General features: G+C 37.9%; 23 protein-coding genes and 1 other annotated feature. Of the genes, 1 reads left to right on the top strand and 22 read right to left on the bottom strand.

Annotated elements, in window-relative coordinates; translation table 11 throughout:
* Window positions 1-196, top strand: a 196-nt coding sequence (locus tag AC1DS7_RS19895; protein WP_476999164.1) for an IS3 family transposase, incomplete at its 5' end; no start/stop codon positions are given.
* Between the two features lie 67 nt (window positions 197-263).
* On the opposite strand, the gene pyrE is transcribed toward AC1DS7_RS19895, so the two are convergent.
* The 22 genes from pyrE to sigG form a co-directional block, all read right to left on the bottom strand.
* Window positions 264-896, bottom strand: a complete 633-nt coding sequence (pyrE, locus tag AC1DS7_RS19890; RefSeq protein ID WP_002142936.1) for an orotate phosphoribosyltransferase — start codon at window positions 894-896, stop codon at window positions 264-266.
* Window positions 893-1609, bottom strand: a complete 717-nt coding sequence (pyrF, locus tag AC1DS7_RS19885; RefSeq protein ID WP_000083510.1) for an orotidine-5'-phosphate decarboxylase — start codon at window positions 1607-1609, stop codon at window positions 893-895. The genes pyrE and pyrF overlap by 4 nt, the downstream gene beginning before the upstream one ends.
* A complete protein-coding gene (gene pyrD / locus AC1DS7_RS19880; RefSeq protein ID WP_002088238.1) occupies window positions 1594-2523 on the bottom strand; it encodes a dihydroorotate oxidase B catalytic subunit in 930 nt (309 codons plus the stop codon). The genes pyrF and pyrD overlap by 16 nt, the downstream gene beginning before the upstream one ends.
* Entirely contained in the window at window positions 2520-3299 is a 780-nt protein-coding gene (pyrK, locus tag AC1DS7_RS19875) for a dihydroorotate oxidase B electron transfer subunit (RefSeq protein ID WP_002088239.1), read from the bottom strand. The genes pyrD and pyrK overlap by 4 nt, the downstream gene beginning before the upstream one ends.
* The gene (gene carB, locus AC1DS7_RS19870) at window positions 3296-6514 is read right to left on the bottom strand and encodes a carbamoyl-phosphate synthase large subunit (RefSeq protein WP_002128845.1); all 3219 of its coding nucleotides are present in this window, start codon (window positions 6512-6514) and stop codon (window positions 3296-3298) included. Before carB ends, pyrK begins: the two co-directional genes overlap by 4 nt.
* The gene (locus AC1DS7_RS19865) at window positions 6499-7596 is read right to left on the bottom strand and encodes a carbamoyl phosphate synthase small subunit (protein WP_002111416.1); all 1098 of its coding nucleotides are present in this window, start codon (window positions 7594-7596) and stop codon (window positions 6499-6501) included. The genes carB and AC1DS7_RS19865 overlap by 16 nt, the downstream gene beginning before the upstream one ends.
* Window positions 7593-8879, bottom strand: coding sequence for a dihydroorotase (pyrC, locus tag AC1DS7_RS19860; protein WP_002088243.1), 1287 nt, complete (start codon window positions 8877-8879; stop codon window positions 7593-7595). Before pyrC ends, AC1DS7_RS19865 begins: the two co-directional genes overlap by 4 nt.
* Complete coding sequence (gene pyrB, locus AC1DS7_RS19855) at window positions 8863-9777, bottom strand: aspartate carbamoyltransferase (RefSeq protein WP_002128846.1); 915 nt, start codon at window positions 9775-9777, stop codon at window positions 8863-8865. The genes pyrC and pyrB overlap by 17 nt, the downstream gene beginning before the upstream one ends.
* Window positions 9778-9924: 147 nt before the next feature.
* A complete protein-coding gene (gene uraA / locus AC1DS7_RS19850) occupies window positions 9925-11217 on the bottom strand; it encodes a uracil permease (protein WP_002014712.1) in 1293 nt (430 codons plus the stop codon).
* A 146-nt stretch (window positions 11218-11363) separates the two neighbouring features.
* Entirely contained in the window at window positions 11364-11906 is a 543-nt protein-coding gene (pyrR, locus tag AC1DS7_RS19845; protein ID WP_001156489.1) for a bifunctional pyrimidine operon transcriptional regulator/uracil phosphoribosyltransferase, read from the bottom strand.
* A gap of 203 nt (window positions 11907-12109) precedes the next feature.
* Window positions 12110-13018, bottom strand: coding sequence for an RluA family pseudouridine synthase (locus tag AC1DS7_RS19840; RefSeq protein ID WP_002033761.1), 909 nt, complete (start codon window positions 13016-13018; stop codon window positions 12110-12112).
* Window positions 13019-13022: 4 nt separating this feature from the next.
* Window positions 13023-13481 carry a lipoprotein signal peptidase LspA gene (gene lspA, locus AC1DS7_RS19835; RefSeq protein ID WP_002128849.1) on the bottom strand — a complete coding sequence of 153 codons (459 nt, stop codon included), beginning with the start codon at window positions 13479-13481 and terminating at the stop codon, window positions 13023-13025.
* Between the two features lie 125 nt (window positions 13482-13606).
* Window positions 13607-13936 carry a TraR/DksA C4-type zinc finger protein gene (locus AC1DS7_RS19830; protein WP_002014715.1) on the bottom strand — a complete coding sequence of 110 codons (330 nt, stop codon included), beginning with the start codon at window positions 13934-13936 and terminating at the stop codon, window positions 13607-13609.
* A 158-nt stretch (window positions 13937-14094) separates the two neighbouring features.
* Window positions 14095-16860 carry an isoleucine--tRNA ligase gene (gene ileS2 / locus AC1DS7_RS19825; protein WP_002142938.1) on the bottom strand — a complete coding sequence of 922 codons (2766 nt, stop codon included), beginning with the start codon at window positions 16858-16860 and terminating at the stop codon, window positions 14095-14097.
* 72 nt (window positions 16861-16932) lie between these two features.
* Window positions 16933-17157 (bottom strand) — a binding site (T-box leader).
* 51 nt (window positions 17158-17208) lie between these two features.
* Entirely contained in the window at window positions 17209-17715 is a 507-nt protein-coding gene (gene divIVA / locus AC1DS7_RS19820) for a septum site-determining protein DivIVA (RefSeq protein ID WP_001131609.1), read from the bottom strand.
* A gap of 89 nt (window positions 17716-17804) precedes the next feature.
* A complete protein-coding gene (locus AC1DS7_RS19815; protein ID WP_002033759.1) occupies window positions 17805-18572 on the bottom strand; it encodes a YlmH family RNA-binding protein in 768 nt (255 codons plus the stop codon).
* Between the two features lie 15 nt (window positions 18573-18587).
* Window positions 18588-18851: a YggT family protein gene (locus AC1DS7_RS19810; RefSeq protein WP_002014720.1), complete on the bottom strand. Its 264-nt coding sequence runs from the start codon at window positions 18849-18851 to the stop codon at window positions 18588-18590.
* A gap of 6 nt (window positions 18852-18857) precedes the next feature.
* On the bottom strand, window positions 18858-19328 hold the full coding sequence (locus AC1DS7_RS19805) for a cell division protein SepF (RefSeq protein WP_002014721.1): 471 nt from the start codon (window positions 19326-19328) through the stop codon (window positions 18858-18860).
* A 19-nt stretch (window positions 19329-19347) separates the two neighbouring features.
* On the bottom strand, window positions 19348-20022 hold the full coding sequence (locus tag AC1DS7_RS19800; RefSeq protein WP_002033757.1) for a YggS family pyridoxal phosphate-dependent enzyme: 675 nt from the start codon (window positions 20020-20022) through the stop codon (window positions 19348-19350).
* A 5-nt stretch (window positions 20023-20027) separates the two neighbouring features.
* The gene (gene pgeF, locus AC1DS7_RS19795; protein ID WP_002128855.1) at window positions 20028-20837 is read right to left on the bottom strand and encodes a peptidoglycan editing factor PgeF; all 810 of its coding nucleotides are present in this window, start codon (window positions 20835-20837) and stop codon (window positions 20028-20030) included.
* Between the two features lie 117 nt (window positions 20838-20954).
* The gene (locus AC1DS7_RS19790) at window positions 20955-21233 is read right to left on the bottom strand and encodes a YlmC/YmxH family sporulation protein (protein WP_012261605.1); all 279 of its coding nucleotides are present in this window, start codon (window positions 21231-21233) and stop codon (window positions 20955-20957) included.
* A 293-nt stretch (window positions 21234-21526) separates the two neighbouring features.
* On the bottom strand, window positions 21527-22306 hold the full coding sequence (sigG, locus tag AC1DS7_RS19785; RefSeq protein WP_002014725.1) for an RNA polymerase sporulation sigma factor SigG: 780 nt from the start codon (window positions 22304-22306) through the stop codon (window positions 21527-21529).
* Window positions 22307-22424 lie beyond the last annotated feature (118 nt).

Genomic DNA, 22424 nt, shown 5'->3' with positions numbered 1-22424 from the left:
CAACTGTTGGGATAATGCTTGTATGGAAAACTTCTTCAGTCACTTTAAGGCAGAGTGTTTTCATTTATACTCCTTCCGTAAAGCGAATGAGGTCAAACTTGCCGTGCGTAAATATATGCACTTTTATAATCATCAAAGATTTCAAAAGAAATTAAATAACCTGAGTCCATATAAATATAGAACTCAGGTTGCTTAGTTGCGCTTTTTAAATACTGTCTACTTGACAGGGGTCACTGCATCCCCCGCGGTCGTCTTTTTTCGTGTTACGCTGTAATCCAAGCTTCGTTTGCTGGATTTTTACGCCACTCTTGTAACTTTTTCGTTTCAGCTTGTCCGATCATACCTTTTTCTGCTGCAACTTCAGTTAATGCACTGTAATCACTTAAAGAATATGATGCTACGTTTGCTACTTCTAGTTTCTCTTTTCCTGACTCAAGCTCGTATGTGAAGATTGATACGATTCCTAATACTTCACAGCCAGCTTCGCGAAGTGCTTCTACACATGTAATTGCACTACCGCCAGTTGAAATTAAGTCTTCTACTACTACTACTTTTTGACCTTTTTCAGCTTTTCCTTCGATTTGGTTCCCTTTACCGTGACCTTTTGCTTTACTACGCACGTAGCACATTGGTAAATCCATACGATCGCTTACCCATGCAGCGTGCGCAATACCAGCAGTTGCTGTTCCTGCAATAACTTCTACAGTTGGGAAGTGCTCTTTAATTAACTCTTCTAATCCAGCTGCAATCGCTTGGCGTACTTTTGGATAAGATAAAGTTAAACGATTATCACAATAAATTGGTGATTTTATACCAGAAGACCAAGTAAATGGGTCATTCGGTTGTAAAAATACTGCTCCAATTTCTAATAAATGCGATGCGATTTCTTTTTTCATACTGTTACACCTTCCCACTGTTGTTTTACTGTTTTATACGCTTCAAGCGGATTTTCTGCTTTTGTAATACTACGTCCAACTACGATGTAGCTTGAACCAAGTTCCCTCGCACGTTTCGGTGTTGCTACGCGCACTTGGTCATTTACATCATCGCTTGCAAGACGAATCCCCGGTGTTACTGTTACAAATTCATTTCCGCATACTTCACGTAATTTTGGTACTTCAAGTGTTGAACAAACAACTCCATCAAGTCCACTTTCTTTCGTTAATTTTGCATAATGAGCAACCGCTTCTTCTAACGTTTTCTCAATGCCAATCTCTTTTTTCATCATAGCTTCCGAAGTGCTTGTTAATTGTGTAACGGCAATACAAATCGGTCTCTCTTTTCCTTCTTGCTTACCTTCCTCTAATCCCTCAATCGCAGCTTTCATCATACTGCTTCCCCCAGCAGCATGAACATTTACCATATCTACATCTAGACTAGCTAGGCTACGCATAGCGCTTTTTACCGTATTCGGAATATCATGAAGTTTTAAATCTAGGAAGATTTTATGTCCTTTTTCTTTTAAGTACGTAATAATTGCAGGACCTTCTTTGTAAAACAACTCCATACCAACTTTGACAAATAACTCTTCCCCTTCAAAGTGGTGTAAGAATTGTTCTACCTCTTGTTTCCCTGGAAAATCTAGTGCAACGATTAACGACTGTGACATGTTTGCTTCCAGCTCCTTCCTTGACATTCCGAAATATGATCAAATCCTAATTCATCTAGTAATGCTGGTAATTCTTCAATAATTGTCGGACATACGAACGGATCGATAAAGTTCGCCGTTCCAACTGCAACCGCGCTTGCGCCAGCATAGAAGAATTCAATTACATCTTCCGCTGTTTCAATACCACCCATTCCGATGATCGGAATGTTAACAGCTTGACTTACTTCATGTACCATACGAATTGCTACTGGCTTAATCGCAGGCCCTGATAGTCCGCCCGTACGGTTTGCTAAAATTGGTTTTGCAGTTTTTAAATCTAGACGCATACCAAGCAATGTATTAATCATCGTTAAACCGTCCGCACCCGCATTTTCAATTGCTTTTGCAATTTCCACAATGTTTGCCACGTTCGGTGACAATTTCACATATACCGGTACTTCAGAAACCTCTTTTACTCGCTTCGTTAAATCAGCAGCAATTTCAGGATTTGTACCAAAAGCGATACCACCCGTTTTTACGTTTGGACAAGAAATATTTAATTCTAGCGCATGAACATTAGGTGCCTTTGAAATCGCCTTCGCAACCGCTACGTAATCCTCAGCTTGTGAACCCGCAACGTTTGCAATAATCGGAAGATCAAATTGCTCGAGAAAAGGTAATTCAGAATTCATTACCTTTTCTAATCCAGGATTTTGAAGCCCGATTGCATTTAGCATTCCGCCTGGTGTTTCAGCAACACGAGGCGTTGGGTTTCCATAACGAGGTTGTTCTGTTGTCGCTTTAATCATAATTGATCCAAGTACACTTAAATCATAGAACTGTGCATACTCACGACCAAATCCGAAGCAACCAGATGCTGGGATGATTGGATTTTTTAATGATAACCCTGGTAATTCAACTTGCAATCTGTTCATAGTACAACCTCCCCGATTGGAAATACTGGTCCGTCGCTACACACCTTCTTGTAAGAATGTCCACTCGGATCTGCTTGCAAATGGCATACACATGCGAAACATGCTCCGATACCACAGCCCATACGTTCTTCTAATGAAATGTAGGCTTTTCTCTCCTTATAGCGTCCTTCTAATGCACGAAGCATCGCTAAAGGTCCACATGAGTAGAGAATGTCAAAGTCAATTCCATAGCTATCGATTACATCTGTTACAAACCCTTTTGTACCATGTGTACCATCAACTGTTGCAACATACGTATCACCAAGTTCTGCGAATTTCTCTTCATAGAAGACAACATCTTTCGTTTGGAAACCTAAGATGTGAATAACGCGTACTCCTTTTGCTACAAGACGCTGTGACAATTCATATAGTGGTGGTACACCAATTCCCCCACCAACTAATAGAGCCGTTTGTCCAGATTCCGCTTCTTCTACAGGAAATCCATGACCAAGTGGTCCTAACACATCTACAAGTTCACCTTGTTTTCTTTTCGCTAATGTTTTTGTCCCTTGTCCTTCCGCACGATATAGCATTGTAAATTCGTTCTTGTCTTGATCGACATTACAAATACTAATTGGGCGGCGCAGAAGGGGCGTAATGCCCTCTGCTACCTTAATGTGTACAAACTGTCCTGGATCGTTCATTTGCTGCACTAAATCCCCTTGAAGCACTAATTCGTAAATGTTTTTTGCGATTTCTTTTTGGTTAACGACGATCATATTTTGCTTTTGCATCATGCATGTACCACCTCGTGACGCTTCGTTTGCGTAATTTCTTTCATTGAATGAGCTGAGAATGTCATAGATTCTAATACTCTCAAGATTGCTCTTGTTGTATCAAGTGATGTTAAGCAAGCCACACCATTTTCTACTGATTCACGGCGAATGCGGAAACCATCACGCGCTGGTTGTTTTCCTTTTGTTAATGTATTGATTACAAACTGCGCTTTCCCTTGACGGATAATATCAAGTAAGTTGTAGTCTTCAGAATCAATTTTGTTTACAACTTGCACCGGAATGTTTTGTTCTGTTAGCGATTGTGCTGTTCCTGCTGTTGCTAATAAGTTATAGCCGATTTCATGGAAGCGTTTTGCAATTTCCAGCGCTTCTTCTTTATCTTTATCCGCTACAGTGATGATTACTGATCCGTGCGTTGGAATGTTAATTCCTGAAGCAACAAGTCCTTTATATAATGCTTTTTCAAGCGTTAAATCTTTACCCATTACTTCCCCTGTTGATTTCATTTCAGGCCCTAATGTTGTATCAACTGAGCGTAGTTTCGCAAATGAGAATACCGGTGCTTTTACATACACTTCCTTCTCTTCTGGGTGATAGCCAGTTCCATATCCTTGTTCTACAAGGTTTTGACCTAAAATAACTTTCGTTGCGATATTTGCCATCGGTACGCCTGTAATTTTACTTAAGAATGGTACTGTACGGCTCGCACGTGGATTTACTTCAATTACATACACTTCATCTTTGAATACTACAAACTGAATGTTTAGTAATCCAACAATGTTTAAACCTTTTCCAAGCCCAATTGTATGTTCAATAATTTGTTCTTTTAGTTTTTCAGATAAGCTCTGTGGTGGATATACTCCAATTGAATCCCCAGAGTGAACTCCAGCGCGTTCGATATGTTCCATAATACCTGGAATGAATACATTCTCACCGTCTGAAATTGCATCTACTTCAATTTCTTTACCAACCATATAACGGTCGATTAATACTGGGTGATCTGCGTGAACTTTAACCGCATTTTTCATGTAGTGCAGTAATTCTTCTTGACGATATACGATTTCCATCGCACGTCCACCTAGTACGTAAGATGGTCTTACTAATACTGGGTAACCAATTTTGTCAGCGATCGCTACTGCTTGCTCTACAGTCGTTGCTGTTTTACCAACTGGTTGCGGGATACCAAGCTTTGTTAAAGCTGCTTCAAACTTATCACGATCTTCTGCACGGTCTAAATCTTCAAGTGATGTTCCTAAGATTTTCACACCATGTGCTTCTAATTTAGCCGCTAAGTTAATTGCCGTTTGTCCGCCGAATTGGACGATAACACCTTCTGGCTTTTCTAAATCGATAATGTGCATTACATCTTCGATTGTTAATGGTTCAAAGTATAATTTGTCAGAAATACTGAAGTCTGTTGAAACTGTTTCTGGGTTGTTATTAACAATGATTGCCTCATATCCAGCTTCTTTTATTGCCCATACAGAGTGAACTGTTGCATAATCAAACTCAACACCTTGACCAATACGGATTGGACCAGATCCTAGTACAACTACACTCTTACGATCTGTTACAATCGATTCATTCTCGTCACCATATGTGCTGTAGTAGTATGGTGTTGCAGATTCAAACTCTGCCGCACAAGTATCTACCATCTTATAAACAGGAGTCATATTGCTTTCTTTACGCATATCGTAAATTTCACGCTCTGTTTTGTTCCAAGCATTGGCGATGTAATGGTCACTGAAGCCCATTTCTTTAGCAGATTGTAACACTTCCATATTTCCTACATTCGCTTTTACTTCGCGTTCCATGTTTACGATATTTTCAATTTTTTGTAAGAAGAAGAAGTCCATTTCACACCATTCGTTGATTTCTTCTTTCGTTACACCTTGACGGATTGCTTCTGCTACAACGAACAGACGCTCGTCATCAGCTTTTATAATACGCTTTTTCATCGTTTCTTTATCAAGCTCTTTTAAGTGGTCTAACTCTAGGTGATAAACGCCAAGCTCTAAAGAACGAATCGCTTTTAATAATGATTGTTCTAAGTTACGTCCGATTGACATAACTTCACCAGTTGCCTTCATTTGTGTACCAAGTGTTCTGTTTGCTGATTCAAACTTATCAAATGGCCAACGTGGAATTTTTGAAACAACATAGTCTAATGCTGGCTCGAAGCAAGCATATGTTTTTTGTGTTACTGGGTTTATAATTTCATCTAATGTTAAACCGACTGCAATTTTCGCCGCTAGCTTCGCAATTGGATATCCAGTTGCTTTAGATGCTAGTGCAGACGAACGACTCACACGCGGGTTTACTTCGATTACATAGTATTGGAAGCTATGTGGATCAAGTGCAAGCTGAACGTTACATCCACCTTCAATTCCTAATGCACGAATAATTCTTAATGAAGTGTTTCGTAACATTTGATACTCACGGTCACTTAATGTTTGGCTCGGTGCTACAACGATAGAATCACCTGTGTGAACCCCAACCGGATCGATATTTTCCATGTTACATACTACAATCGCGTTATCATTCGAATCACGCATTACTTCATATTCAATTTCCTTACAACCGGCAATACTCTTTTCTAATAAACATTGTGTTACTGGACTATGTTTTAATCCACCTGATACGATTTCAATTAGTTCTTCTTCATTATTACAGATTCCGCCACCTGTTCCCCCCATTGTAAATGCTGGGCGAACAATAACTGGATAACCAATTTCTTTTACAAATTCATGTGCTTCTTCCAGCGTATGAATAATCGTGCTAGATGGAATTGGTTCATTTAATTCCTGCATTAATGTACGGAATAAATCACGATCCTCGGCTTGCTCGATTGCTGATAATTTTGTTCCTAAAATTTCAACTCCGCACTCTTCAAGTATGCCTGATTTCGCAAGTTCAACAGCCATGTTTAGGCCTGTTTGACCACCTAATGTTGGTAGGAGTGCATCTGGACGTTCTTTACGAATGATACGGCTTACGAATTCTAATGTTAATGGTTCTATATATACTTTATCTGCTGTTGCAGTATCTGTCATAATTGTTGCTGGGTTAGAGTTAACAAGGATTACTTTGTAACCTTCTTCTCTAAGAGATTGACAAGCTTGTGTACCAGAGTAATCAAACTCTGCTGCTTGCCCAATTACAATTGGTCCTGATCCGATTACTAAAATTGTGTTAATGTCTAGGCGTTTTGGCATAACTCTTCCCCTTCTTTCTTGAAGTTTTCAATCATTGCTAAGAAATCTTCGAATAAATCATTTGCATCTTCTGGTCCTGCAGAAGCTTCTGGATGGTATTGCACTGTAAATGCTGGGAACTTCGTATGACGAAGACCTTCTACTGTTCCATCATTTAAAGCAACATGTGTAATTTCCAGTTCTGTATTTCCAACTGATTCTTCTTCTACTGCGTAACCATGGTTTTGAGATGTAATTGCTACTTTTCCAGTTGCAAGATTTTTTACTGGATGATTTAAACCACGGTGACCGAATTTTAACTTACTTGTATTCGCACCAGATGCCAGGGCGAACAATTGATGTCCTAGGCAAATCCCGAATAAAGGAACTTTACCAATAATTTCTTTTAACATTTCAATTGCTTCTGGTACATCTTTTGGGTCCCCAGGTCCATTACTTAACATAATTCCATCTGGGCTAAGGCGTAGAATTTCTTCTGCTGTTGTATTGTAAGGTACAACAATTACATCGCAATCACGCTTATTTAATTCTCGTAAAATACCATGTTTCATTCCGAAGTCTACAAGTACAACTCGGTGTCCACGGCCTGGACTTGGATATGGATCTTTTGTTGATACGCGTTTCACATGATCTGTAAAGACAGTTGCTTTCAATTGGCTAACGATGTCCTCTACATCCACATCCATATTGCAAAGACGTCCGCGTAAAGTTCCATATTGACGAATTTTTCTTGTTAATTTTCTCGTATCAATTCCTGCTAATCCTGGGATATTTCTTTCTTTCAAGTAATCATTTAACGAAATTTCATTACGGAAGTTTGATGGATGATCACAAATTTCGTTTACGATTAAACCATTTACAGATGGGTGAATTGATTCAAAATCATCACGGTTAATGCCGTAGTTTCCAATTAATGGATACGTAAATGTTACGATTTGACCGCAGTATGATGGATCAGATAAAGTTTCTTGATATCCAGTCATCCCAGTTGTAAATACAACCTCACCTGACTTTTCTATTTCTCCTCCGAAACCTTTTCCAATTAATACTGTTCCATCTTCTAAGATAAGTTGTCTTTTCATACTAATGCACTCTCCTTTTGCCATGCGATCTTACCACCAACGATTGTCATAACCGGCCAACCTTGGCATTTCCAACCTGCGAATGGTGTGTTTTTTCCTTTTGATAAGAATGTTGTTGGATCAATTTCTTCTTCTTGTTCTAAATCGATAATTGTAATATCAGCTGTTCTACCTTCTGTTAGGCGCCCTGCTTCTAAACCGAATGTGTCAGCTGGTTTTTCTGTTAAGAATTGAATCAGTTGCTCTAATGTAATGATTCCTTTTTTCACAAGGTTCGTATATAAAAGCGGGAATGCTGTTTCAAAACCAGTAATTCCGAACGGTGCTCTTTCAATCCCTTGCGCTTTCTCTTCTGCAGTATGCGGTGCATGGTCAGTTGCGATCATATCAATTGTTCCATCTAATAGTCCTTCAATTAACGCTGCATGATCTTCTTTTCCTCGAAGCGGTGGATTCATTTTAAAGTTAGGATCAGCCGATGGGATATCATCTTCACATAATACTAAGTGATGCGGTGTTACTTCTGCTGTCACCTTAATTCCAGCACGTTTCGCGTCACGGATTACACGTACAGATCCTTTTGTACTTACGTGACATACGTGGTAGTGACAATTTGCAGCTTCCGCAAGTAAGATGTCCCGGGCAATATGTACGGATTCACATACTGATGGGATACCGTTTAATCCGTGTTTCTCAGAAAACTTCCCTTCATGTACACATCCTTTATTAATAAGTGTGTTCTCTTCACAGTGTGCAACAACTGCCATATTTAATTTCGATGCACGCTTCATTGCAGCTAACATCATGCTTGCATCTTGCACGCCTACGCCATCATCAGTGAAAGCAAACGCTCCAAGTTCTTTTAACGTTTCAAAATCGGTCATTTCAGAACCTGCTTGACGTACTGTAATTGCTCCATATGGTAATACATTTACATGTGCTTTTTCTTTAATACGCTTTTGCAGGTCTTCCATATGTTCTTTACAATCTGGTACTGGGCGTGTGTTTGGCATTGCGCAAATTGTAGTAAATCCACCTTTTGCTGCTGCAAGTGTTCCTGTTTCAATTGTTTCTTTATGTTCACCACCTGGTTCACGAAGATGAACGTGTACATCTACTAATCCAGGTGCGATTAACTTTCCATTTACATCGATTACTTCAGCATTATCTGCCGTAATATTTTCTGCTACCTTCGCAATTTTACCGTCTTGTACGAGAAGATCTGTTGCTACAATTGTTCCTTCTGCATTCATATAACGACCATTTTTAAACAAATAATTCATGTTTCATTCCTCCTAATACATTTGGTAATGCGCGTTTTAGTACAGCCATTCTTACGTAGACCCCGTTTTCCATTTGCTTGAATATGCGTGAGCGTTCACACTCGACAAGTTCACTCGCAATTTCAACATCACGGTTTACAGGGGCTGGATGCATAATAATGCTTCCTTCTTTCATACGTTTTTCTCTTTCAACTGTTAACCCATGTTGCTCGTGATACTCTTTCATAATGTCTGTTTCATAATGGTCATGACGCTCATGTTGTACACGAAGTAACATCATCACATCCACTTCTGGAACAAGTTCATCTAAACTCTTGTACGTTCCAAATGTGTTCTCTTCATCTTTCCACTCTTCTGGGCTTGCAAAGTAAATTGTCGCGCCCAGTTTCGTTAATGCTTCTGCATTAGAACGTGCTACTCGGCTATGACGAACATCCCCAACTATTGCAATCTTCAAACCTTCAAATCTTCCAAACTCTTGTTTAATTGTTAGAAGATCGAGTAGACATTGCGTTGGATGATTTCCACATCCATCTCCAGCGTTCAAGATTGGGATATTCACCTGATCTTTTAATTCATCGAAGTAACGATCTTGCTCATGGCGGATGACTACCGCTTTTGTTCCGATTGATTCTAGTGTTCTTATCGTATCGTATAAAGTTTCTCCTTTTTGTACGCTAGATGCATCTGCGGAAAAGTCTAATACTTCAAGTCCTAATCTCTTCTCAGCAACTTCAAAGCTAAATCTCGTCCTCGTACTATTCTCAAAGAACAAGTTCGCAACAAATGTTTGCTCTGTCGTTTTTCTCTCTTTTCCATTCGCGAAATCTTCTGCGTCTTTTAGGATTTCTGAAATTTCTTGTTCCGATAATTCACTCATCGTTAACAAATGGCTCATCGTCATCCCTCATCTTTCTGTTTTTTATGATAACACCATTGAATTTATATAACAATAACTGTATAAAAATACCCTAGTCTTTGAGACTAGGGTGCGTTAAAGTAGCCACCCTTTTCTATCTCACAGGACTGAATTAAAAGGTTATTTTTATGAAGCAATCTGCTTAGATTGTTTTGTTTTATTTGTTTGTTTTGTCTCTGGTAGTAGTAGATTTAATAGTACACCTACAATTGCTGCTAGCGCCATTCCTTCTACTTGGAACGATTCACCTACGTGCAGTACCGCTCCGCCAATACCAATTACTAGTATAACTGATGCAATCATTAAGTTTCGTTTGTCACCTAAGTCTGTTTTATCGTCTACCATCATACGTAAACCACTTGATGCGATTACACCGAAGAGTAAGATTGATACACCACCCATAACTGGTGTTGGAATCGAATGAATCAGTGCTGAAATCTTCCCGATAAATCCAAACATGATTGCGAACACTGCTGAACCGATGAATAAGTATACACTGTATGCTCTCGTAATTGCTAGCACACCGATGTTTTCACCGTACGTTGTATTCGGTGGTCCTCCTATTAGTGATGCGATCAATGTTGCTATCCCATCACCGAAGATTGAACGATGTAAACCTGGTTTTTCAATTAAATCTCTTTTAATAACATTTCCAAGTACAATTTGATGTCCGATATGTTCTGAAATTGTTACAAGTGCAACTGGCACCATTAAGAGTACAATTTTCCATGAAAACTCCGGAGTATATGTTACAAACGGTACTGTGAAGTCTGGTATGACAAACCATTTTGCCTCAGCTACTGGCTTTAAATCTACTAGCCCTTGGAAGTAAGCGAATATATACCCGCCGATGATTCCAAGTAGCACTGGTATGATACTGAAAAATCCTCTCCCGAATATGGAGCAAATGATTGTAATTGCTAATGTTACTAATGCTACTGAAAAGTGTGTAATGCTATACTTACCATCCGCACCGTTCATCGCCATGTTCACTGCTGTATGTGCTAAAGATAAACCGATTACCATTACGACTGGCCCAACTACGATTGGCGGAAGTAATTTCATAATCCATTCTGACCCAGATTTCTTAATTCCGAGTGAGATTAAGATGTAAACAAGTCCCGCAAGCATTCCTCCAAGCATCGCTGCTCCAGGTCCACCTGCTGTTTTCGCTGTAATAATTGGTGCAATAAAGGCGAATGATGATCCTAAATACGCTGGTACTTGACCTTTCGTTATTAGAAGAAACGCTAGCGTTCCTAATCCACTTGATATTAAAGCTACTGATGGATTCAGTCCTGTTAAAAACGGAACAAGCACTGTTGATCCAAACATCGCGAACAAATGTTGTATACTTAATAATAACCATTTTCCCGGTTTCGGTACTTCATGAATGTCTAACACTGGCTTTTGCTCCATTGTTACATCCTCCTTCAGTTTTAATTTTTGCAATAAAAAAACTCTTTGTGCCTGTGCACAAAGAGTCCTACACTTTCGTATGCCAAATTTGACATATGAAAGCCAAGACCCTTTGGCAGCCTCACAGGACTACATTTAAAAGGGCTTTACTTATCGTATATGCTTACTCGATCTTGTTGATCTGTCTCTTGCAAATCAACTTCGATACGCTCTTCACTAGATGTTGGAATGTTCTTTCCTACATAATCAGCGCGAATTGGTAATTCACGATGACCTCTATCAACAAGAACAGCCAATTGGATTTGTGATGGTCTACCTAAATCCATAAGAGCATCCATTGCTGCTCGAACTGTTCTTCCTGTATATAACACATCATCCACAAGGATAACTTTTTTCTTCGTAATATCTACAGGAATATCAGAACCTTTTACAAGTGGTTCTTTATGTTTCGATTGTAGTGTTAAATCATCACGATACAACGTAATATCTAACTCTCCTACTTCCATCTCTTTTCCTTCAATTTGACCAATTCGTTCTGCCAAACGTTGTGCAATAAAAATTCCACGTGTTTTTATTCCGACAAGAACACAATTATCGACACCTTTATTTCGTTCCACGATTTCATGACTAATTCGTGTTAAAGCGCGGCGAATCATTTGGTCATCTAAAACGACAGCTTTCTCTTGCATGCTCTACACCTCCAAGTTTTTTTCTTGCGTGAGAGTAATGGTATAAAAAAAGTCCTCTCAGCGTGTGCGAGAGGACTTTTGAAAAAAGGGTACAACATACCCTAAGTATTTCAAACCGTTACCTTCTCAACCTCACGGGGCTGTGTTAAAGGATCATTATTTAACTGTTGTCAGTATCTCAGTTTTCTTATGATTTGTCAATACTATTTCCGTAAAATATTTAGCGCTTCTTCAAACACTTCTGGAATCGGTGCCTCAAACTCAATATATTCACCAGTACGAGGGTGATCGAAACCTAAAATCCCTGCATGAAGTGCTTGTCCATTCATATCTAATGTTTTCTTCGGACCATACTTTGGATCCCCTGCAAGTGGATAACCAATATATTTCATATGAACACGAATTTGGTGTGTACGTCCCGTTTCTAAGCGGCATTCTACAAGTGTGAAATCCTTAAATCGCTCTAACACTTGGAAATGTGTAACTGCATTCTTACCATTTTCATCAACAGTCATACTTTGACGTTCTTTTTTATCACGACCAATTGGAGCGTCAATTATTCCTTTATCATGTGGAATTACACCATGTACAATCGCTTTATAACGTCTTGTTACCGTTTTTGCTACAAGTTGATTTACAAGTGATTCATGCGCCATATCATTTTTAGCAACCATTAATAATCCAGATGTATCCTTATCAATACGGTGTACTATACCAGGACGCATTACACCGTTAATACCTGATAGGTCTGTACAATGATGCATAAGTCCGTTTACAAGCGTACCCTTCGTATGCCCTGGTGCTGGATGTACTACCATGCCACGCGGCTTATTTACAACTAGTACATCGGCATCTTCATAATAAACTTCTAAATTCATATCTTCCGGTTGAATATCTAACTCTTCTGGCTCGGGAATTGTTACTGTAATTTCATCATTTCCTTTTACTTTATAATTCCCTTTAACTGATTTCCCATTTACTGTCACAACAGCATCTTTAATCCATTGCTGCACTTGTGAACGTGACCATTCACTGTTTATTTCTGCAACGAATTTATCAATTCGCTCGCTTTTTTGTTCTTCTGCAACTGTTACTTGTACTACTTCACTCATTCAATTACTCCTTCGCTTTCTTTCCTTCTAATACTGTTTGAATAATAATTAATACAACTCCAATACATAATGCTGAGTCAGCTATATTGAATACCGGATAGTTGTACGAGAAAATATACACGTGAATGAAATCCACTACTTCTTGTCTAAATACACGATCAATAAAATTGCCAATTGCTCCGCCTAAAATTAGACCTAATGAAATACCTAGAAGCTTGTCCGTTTTCGCATATTTTTTCATATAAAATACGATAAATGCTACGAAAATGACTGTAATAATGTAGAAAAACCACATTTTATTTTCTAAAATACCCCAGGCAGCTCCTCTATTTCGATGAGATGTTATGTATAATACATTATCGATAATCGGAATGCTCGTACCCAATTCCATGTTCTTTACAATTAGCCACTTCGATATTTGATCGATGGCAATGACAAATAACGCTATTACATAATATATCATTTTCATTTCCCCCACAAAGACAGTGTACCTCAAAATTTTAGCATAGCTGCTACCTTTTCACAATGAACCTTTGTAGAAGAATAAAATAAATTAAAAAAAGGTAACATAATATCGTTGTGCGTATTTCATACATTTACCTTTTCATAGAAAAATTCATGAATAGTACGAGCAGTCGGCATTGTTTTCATTTGTTTTGTAGAAATCGCTCTTCCAGTTTCTTCACAAATACCGTACATATCTATTTCCATTTTAAACAATGCACGTTCTACATCTTTTAAATCCTCTTTTATATCATGTAATAGCAATTTTTTCTTTGTCTCTTCCTTTATTTCGTATCCAAGTTCTTGCCCAAATTCCATATAGTATGTGTGCATTACTTCTTTCGCCAATCTATCTTGCAACTCTTTTCTCATCAATTGTAATTCTTCTTTTATTTCCATATAAATTTCATTCACGTGTACATTCCTCCCAGCTGCAATGTACAATTAGTGTGTCCGAAATTTCCACGCTTACCTCACACACATTTTTCCTTCATAGGAAAGAGAGTGAAAGTTATTTTGATATATCATCAACAAAAAACTGACTGCTATTATGAGCAGTCAGCTTTTTTTCATTATTTTACATAATTTTCTTTAACAACCGTTGCACAACGCTCACATAATGTTTCATGTTCTGCATCTTTACCAATTGTTTCTGAAACAACCCAACAACGTTCACACGTCTCACCTGTCGCCTGTGCTACAACTACAGCTGTATGCTCATACTTTGGTGCATCTGTTGGTGCTTCTTCAATTGTACCACCAAGTTTATACTCAGAGACGATGAATAATTGCTTTAAGTCTTCGCTAATAGACTCTAACATAGCCTTCATTTCTACAGTCGGATATAGCGTAATGCTCGCATTTAATGACTTACCAATTACTTTCTCATTACGAGCTACTTCTAACGCTTTTAAAACGTCATCACGTAATGTCATAAATGCATCCCATTTTGCTCTTAACGCTTCTGAACCCTCTACTTCTGTAGCTTCTGGCATATTAGTTAACTGTACGCTTTCTTCTTCTGCACCAGGAACATATGGCCATACTTCATCAGCTGTATGAGGTAAGATTGGCGTTACAAGTTTCGTTAATGCAACAAGAACATCATATAATACAGTTTGAATTGCACGACGATCCGCGTGATCTGCACCTTCAATGTATAAAATGTCTTTTGCAAAGTCTAAGTAGAATGAACTTAGATCAATTGTACAGAAGTTGTGAATTGCATGATATACAGCAGCAAAGTCATATGTTTCATATGCATCTTTTACTTTTGTAATTAAGTCATTTAACTTCACTAACATGTAACGATCTACTTCACGAAGTTCAGCTACCGCTACTGTATTTTCACTTGGATTAAAATCATCTAAGTTTCCTAATAAGAAACGGAATGTGTTACGGATTTTACGATACACTTCTGCTACTTGTTTTAAAATATCATCTGAAATACGTACATCAGATTGATAGTCAACAGAAGATACCCATAAGCGTAAAATGTCTCCGCCTAATTGATCCATAATTTTCTTCGGTACGACGATGTTTCCAATCGACTTACTCATTTTACGTCCGTCACCATCTAGTACGAAACCATGGCTTAGTACGCCTTTATACGGAGCTTTACCAGTTACAGCAACTGCTGTTGATAATGAAGAGTTAAACCAACCACGATACTGGTCAGATCCTTCTAAATATAAATCAGCTGGACGTTGTAAGTCTTCGCGCTCTTCTAATACCGCTTGGTGAGAAGAACCTGAATCGAACCATACATCCATGATGTCTGTTTCTTTACGGAATTCACCATTTGGGCTACCTGTATGTGTAAATCCTTCTGGTAATAAATCTTTCGCTTCACGCTCGAACCATACGTTAGAACCGTGCTCACGGAATAAATCTGCTACATGATTAATTGTTTCATCTGTAATAATTGGATCACCATTTTCTGCATAGAATACAGGAATTGGCACACCCCATGCACGCTGACGAGAAATACACCAGTCACCACGGTCACGAACCATATTATGAAGACGAGTTTCTCCCCATGCTGGTACCCATTTTGTTTCCGCAACAGCTTCTAATAATTCTTTACGGAACGCTTCAATAGATGCAAACCACTGCGCTGTCGCACGGAAAATAATTGGTTTTTTCGTTCTCCAATCATGTGGGTATGAATGCGTAATGAATGTCAGTTTCAGTAACGCACCTACTTCTTCTAATTTTTCCGTAATTGGCTTGTTAGCTTTATCATAGAATAAGCCTTCAAATCCAGGTGCTTCATTTGTTAATACACCTTTATCATCAACTGGGCAAAGTACTTCTAAGCCATACTTTTTACCAACAACGAAGTCATCTTCCCCGTGTCCTGGTGCTGTATGAACACAACCTGTACCTGCATCTGTTGTTACGTGCTCTCCTAGCATAACTAATGAGTCACGATCGTAGAATGGATGTTTTGCAACTGTATACTCAAGTTCGCTACCTTTTACCGTTTTCACAACTTCAGCATTTTCCCACTCTAACGTTTTTGCAACTGTCTCAAATAGTTCAGAAGCGATGATATATTTCTCATCATTTACTTTCACAATAGCATATTCAAGTTCTGGGTGAACAGAAATACCTAAGTTTGCAGGTAACGTCCAAGGCGTTGTTGTCCAAATAATGTATTTCTCATCACCTTCTAATACGTTCTTTCCATCTTTTACAGGGAATGCTACGTAAATAGATGCTGATTTTTTATCTTGATATTCAATTTCAGCTTCTGCTAAAGCTGATTCACTTGTTGGAGACCAGTAAACTGGTTTTTGTCCTTTATAGATATAACCTTTTTTCGCCATGTCACCAAACACTTTAATTTGTTGTGCTTCATAAGCTGGCTCTAAAGTAATATATGGATTATCCCAATCTGCACGTACACCTAAACGCTTAAATTGTTCACGTTGACGTTCTACTTGCTCATATGCATACTCTGCACATAACTTACGGAACTCAGCAACTGTCATTTCTTTACGCTTTACACCTTTATTTGTTAAAGCTTGCTCAATTGGTAAACCGTGTGTATCCCAACCTGGTACATATGGTGCACAGTATCCAGTCATTGATTTAAAACGAACAATAAAGTCTTTTAACACTTTATTTAGTGCGTGTCCCATATGGATGTCACCATTTGCATATGGAGGTCCATCATGTAGTACAAATAAAGGACGGCCTTTCGTATGTTCTTGTACCTTTTCATAAATATTCATTTCAGCCCATTTTTCTTGCATTGCAGGCTCACGTTTCGGTAAATTCCCACGCATCGGGAATTCTGTTTTTGGCATTAGTAATGTATTTTTGTACTCCATGCTCAATTCCTCCTTAAATATATAAACGACAGACCTTAAAAAAGGGAATAAAAAAGAGACCTCTCATCCCCAAAAAGGGACGAGAAAGTCTCCCGCGGTACCACCCTAGTAGACCATATACAAATGCATAAGGTCCTCTTTATATTCTTAACGCGAATATACGCCTACGCTTACTAAATTTGTTCAGCGCGGAACTCCAGGGTGATATTCCCATTATCTCCTTATCCTGAGCTTACACCATCCTCAGTTCGCTATATAAGGTATGAAAAAGGTACTTATCCCTATCTTCGTTTTTCTTAATAAATATGCTGTTTAAAATTATATGTAATAATGAGAAAAACGTCAAGCTTACACTGTTTCTTCTTTTTTCAACAGTTCGTCCACTTCGTCTTCTAATTCAATTAGTTTATCCCAATCATCGTTGTTTAACATTTCAAGTTGTGTTTCTAATAACATACGGAAACGAGTTCGGAATACTTTCGCTTGTTTCTTCAACTCTTCAATATCAAAAGCAACTTTTCTTGATTTCACTAACGCTTCATTAATGATACGATCTGCATTTTTTTCTGCTTCACGTACAATTAATTTTGCTTCTTTTTGTGCATTACGCTTCACTTCTTCAGCAGCTTCTTGTGCGACAATGATAGATTTGTTCAGCGTATCTTCAATATTAGAAAAATGATCTAACTTTCCTTCTAATTGTGCAACCTTTTCTTCTAAAGCTTTTTTCTCACGAATGACTAATTCATAATCTTTGATGATTTGATCAAGAAACTCATTTACTTGATCTTCATCGTAGCCACGAAACCCGCGACCAAATTCTTTGTTATGAATATCTAATGGTGTTAACGGCACAACGCCACCTCCAAGTAGTTATCTAAATTTCCTCTTTCAATTATATCTTTTCTTCGACAAAATAAGAGAATTTCCTTCTAAAAAACCAATCATTTTAGTATACCATACAAAACTCTCCATTTGTCGCGCTTCGTTTTACCTTCTACAGAAAATAATTTACTTCGTCCATACCCTCTAACCGAGAAAACATCCCCTGGAAAACATTCATACGAAGTTTGCTCTACTGTTTTCCAATTGACTTTTACTAAGCCACCTTTTATAAGAGGCTGTACCTTCTGCCTAGATATATGTAGCATTTCAGCTAATAAAACATCTAGACGAAGTGACGAAACAGTCCCAGATTTTTCTCCCCATTTTTCACCTACACGCAAAATTTTCTCTACTTGTATAGGAGAGAGTGTGACTTTCATTTTCCCTATTGATTGTAAGTTCATTTCAATATACGATACAACTTCTTTGGCAACTGCAATTTGGGCACGGTCTTCTTGAAGCAAAATATCACCACATTTTTCCCTTGTTAAACCAAGCGACATGAATGCACCTAATATTTGCCTATGTTCTAGCGTAAAAAACTTGGAAGGATAGTCAATTTCTAATACTTCTACTTGAAATTCCTCTTCATTTAATTCTAGATAATCTGGATAAATTAGTGCTCTTTTCCGTTCGGCTTCAGGCATCGCACCATCAAACCGTACAGCTACATCTCCTTGCCCTATTACCATAGAAACAATTTGTTGCTGTCTTGGATCAAGAAAATCTGTTAACTTGACTTGATGGTACTCAGCAGCCTGTTTCCACTCTAATACTTTATCCACAAAGACCTCTTCATCAGGTCTAAAATGCTCATAGATGCTCATGTATTTAACCTCACACTATAAAAAATAGTTGAATAAACTCACTAAACCACCTCTAGCAAGTTTCAAGGCAACAATAGCAACAAGTGGAGAAATATCAATCATACCAAATGGTGGAATAAACCTCCTAAACGGCTCTAAATACGGTTCGCAAATACGCGCAAGAAAATCTCCAAAAGCTGATTCCTTTGCGCCAGGAAACCATGATAGGAGAATGTAAATAATTAGTGCCCACGAGTAAATCTCGATAGCAGTAAGTAACACTGTTAAAACTGTTGTCATGGCGTATTACCACCTCTTTATATTTGTCTCTTCTTCTTCACCGAATAACTCTGAAATCGCACCAACGATATCAACATTTTCAGGTGTACACATAAATGTTTTCGGGCCTATTTTTTGAATATCCCCGCCTATAGCGTATACAGTACCACTTAAAAAGTCAACGATACGTACAGCTTGATCTGTAGACATTCTTTGCAAATTAATTACAACAGCTCGTCTACCTTTTAAGTGATCCGAAATGCCTTGCGCTTCCGAATATGTACGTGGTTCTAGTAAAACAACTTTTGAAGATTGCTTCGCTGTTTCAATACTCACTACATTTTGCTTCGGTTGCACTTTCGCAAACGGAACATCTTGTTGTTCTGGGGGATCTTGTTGCTTTTTCATGTCTGTTTGCTCCTTTTCATAACTATATTGAGCTGCTTCTTTTTCTTCCGGTGTGTCAAAAAAGAAGTATTTTACTTTTGACCAACTCATAATAACTTTCTCCTTCCTCCTACGCTTTTCCTACTAAAACCGTTCCCAAACGAATATATGTAGCGCCTTCCTCAATTGCAATCGTGTAATCATTTGACATTCCCATTGATAATTCTTTACATGGTGCATGTAATAATTCTAGCTCCTGCACCTCTGTTTGTAGCATGCGCAATTCCTTAAAGCAGCGACGAATCTCTTCCTCTTCTCCTGTAAACGGAGCCATTGTCATTAATCCTACCACTTCAATCTTATCCAATTCTTGCAAACTTTGAATAAAAGAAATTGTTTCTTCTATCGCCAATCCTTGCTTTGATTCTTCAGATGATGTTTTCACTTGAATAAAGCATTTAACTTTCTTATCAGCACGTTTTTGAATTTCTTTTGCAAGCGAAAGACGATCTAATGAATGTAAATAATCAATCTCATTAATGATTTCTTTTACTTTTCTCGTTTGCAATGATCCAATAAAATGCCAATTCACTTTTGAACCGAAATGCTCGTATTTTTGTAAGAAACCTTCATTTCTATTTTCACCTAAATCAATAATTCCTGTTTCAATTACTTCGCTTGTTTTTTCAATCCCTACAGTTTTTGTAACTGCAACGAGCTTAATATCTTTCATCGAACGTCCAGCTCGTACACAAGATTCTTTAATTACTTCGTTTACATCTGCTAAATTCCCTTGCACTGTCACTTACTTCACTCCTCCTTAAAACCTATGAAACTCAACATTCTCCCCGTCTTACCTTGATCACGACGATGAGAGAAAAATAATTGTTCTTCACAGCTTGTACAAAGAGATGACATTACAATATGTTCTTCTTTTATGCCTGCTTGTACACATAATATACGATTAACTTCTTTTAAATTAATTGCATACTGACCATCAGAAATTACTTTATGAGGAACAGATCCGTTTACTACTTGCTGTGCTGCTGTTAATACACGATCATCAACAACATAACAACATGATCCGATTGCAGGACCAATTGCGACATGAATTTCATCACTTGAAACACCTTCTGCATTCCACTTTTGAATCATTTCTTTCGCAATCTCTGTTACAGTCCCTTTCCACCCAGCATGCGCAAGTCCTATCATATCATGTGATGGTGCATAAAAATAGAGCGGAACACAATCAGCGTAACAAGATGTTAAGAGAACATCTTTGTTAGTCGTATAAATGCCATCCGTTTTTGGAATACCGTCTTCATATGAATAAACGCCTTTCCCTTTTTCTTGCAGTCCTACTTTCTCAACATGATGGTCATGAACTTGTTCAGAGCAAATCCATTTTTCTAATGGTTTTTGTAACTTATTAGCTAAAATGCGTCTGTTTTCATGAACATTCTCCACGATATCATTCACATGTAATCCTAAATTCATCGCATGAAAGGAGCCTGTACTTACTCCACCATCTTTTGTCGTAAATCCAACAGTAATGTTTCCAAGTTCTTTCCACGCTTGTAAATACAGTATACCGTCCGCATATTTAAATGGTTCTCTCATAAAGCGACTCCTTTTAATTAAAATAACAGAAAAAAGTATGGTACTTCCTGTCTATTTTACCATACTTTTATTTTTTCATAATGACAACAGAAAAAAAAGAGGAATTTGTAATATTCTTTATGAAATTGTCGGTGTTTGTATTGATTCTGTTACAGAATTAACATGATCTACTTTTACAAGTATGACATCTTCTCCAATTTTCATAATTTGCTCCCAAGGAATCACAAATTCTACTTCCTTCCCAAAGAGTCCAAGCATTCGTGCCTGCTTAGAAATAATAACCGCCCTAATCTTTCCTGTGTCTATATCAATATCAATATCTCCAATATTCCCAAGCCTCTTTCCATCTGAAACATTTACAACATCCTTCATTTGAAACTCCGAAATCCGTATCATATTCATCCTCTCCCTTATATCATGAATCGTAAGTACGCTCTCAAATAAAGTGAAACCTTAATCAGTGGGATTATCCCCATCCCTACTGATTATTAACCCATGCCAATCGGACTTTTACGGGCAGTCCCGCTTCCATCTAACTTTTTACTTCAGCCTAATTTCGAAGCGGATAAACAGTATATAACCGCTACTAATAGAACATCCATTTTATTTTCATTATATGAACCTACCCAATCTACTATGAGCGCAAAATATTATATATAAAAAAGACCTCACCATAACTGGTGAGGACCTTATCCTTGAATCGTCTTATTCATTTGCTTAATAGCAGACTTCTCCAAACGTGATACTTGCGCTTGAGAAATTCCAATTTCTTCGGCAACTTCCATCTGTGTCTTTCCTTGAAAGAAACGTTTTCGAATAATCATTTTTTCACGATCATTTAAACGCTTCATTCCTTCTTTCAACGCCAGTTCTTCAACCCACTGCTCGTCCTTTTGTTTTTCATCCTTTAATTGATCCATAACAAAGATAGGATCTCCTCCATCGTTATAAATCGGTTCAAATAATGAAACCGGATCTTGAATCGCATCTAGTGCAAAAACAATCTCTTCATGTGTCACTTCAAGAACTTTCGCAATATCCATTGCTGTTGGTTCTTTTGAATTTTCAGCAATCAATTTTTCTCTTACTTGCAACGCTTTATACGCAATATCTCGTAATGAGCGAGATACACGAATTGGATTGTTATCACGCAAATATCTGCGTATTTCTCCAATAATCATCGGCACAGCATACGTTGAAAACTTTACATTTTGGCCTAAATCAAAGTTATCAATGGATTTCATAAGTCCAATGCAACCAACTTGAAATAAATCATCAACATATTCTCCTCTGTTATTAAATCTTTGGATGACGCTCAGTACAAGACGTAAGTTTCCATTCACTAATTTCTCTCTGGCGCTTATCTCTCCACTTTGCATTTCACGAAATAATTTACGCATCTCTTCATTTTTTAGTACTGGAAGTTTAGCTGTATCAACACCGCAAATTTCTACTTTGTTTCTCGTCAAAGTGTTCCCTCCTATCGGGAGTTGCTGTACAGTGTAAAGTATTTCCTTTGAAGGGGATTTTATGCATACGGTTTTTCCATCATTTTTCACAAATATCATATTTCCTAATGCACAAAAA

The organism is Bacillus sp. P4_E1 (assembly GCF_056401715.1).
This window is presented reverse-complemented; position numbering and strand designations above follow the sequence as displayed.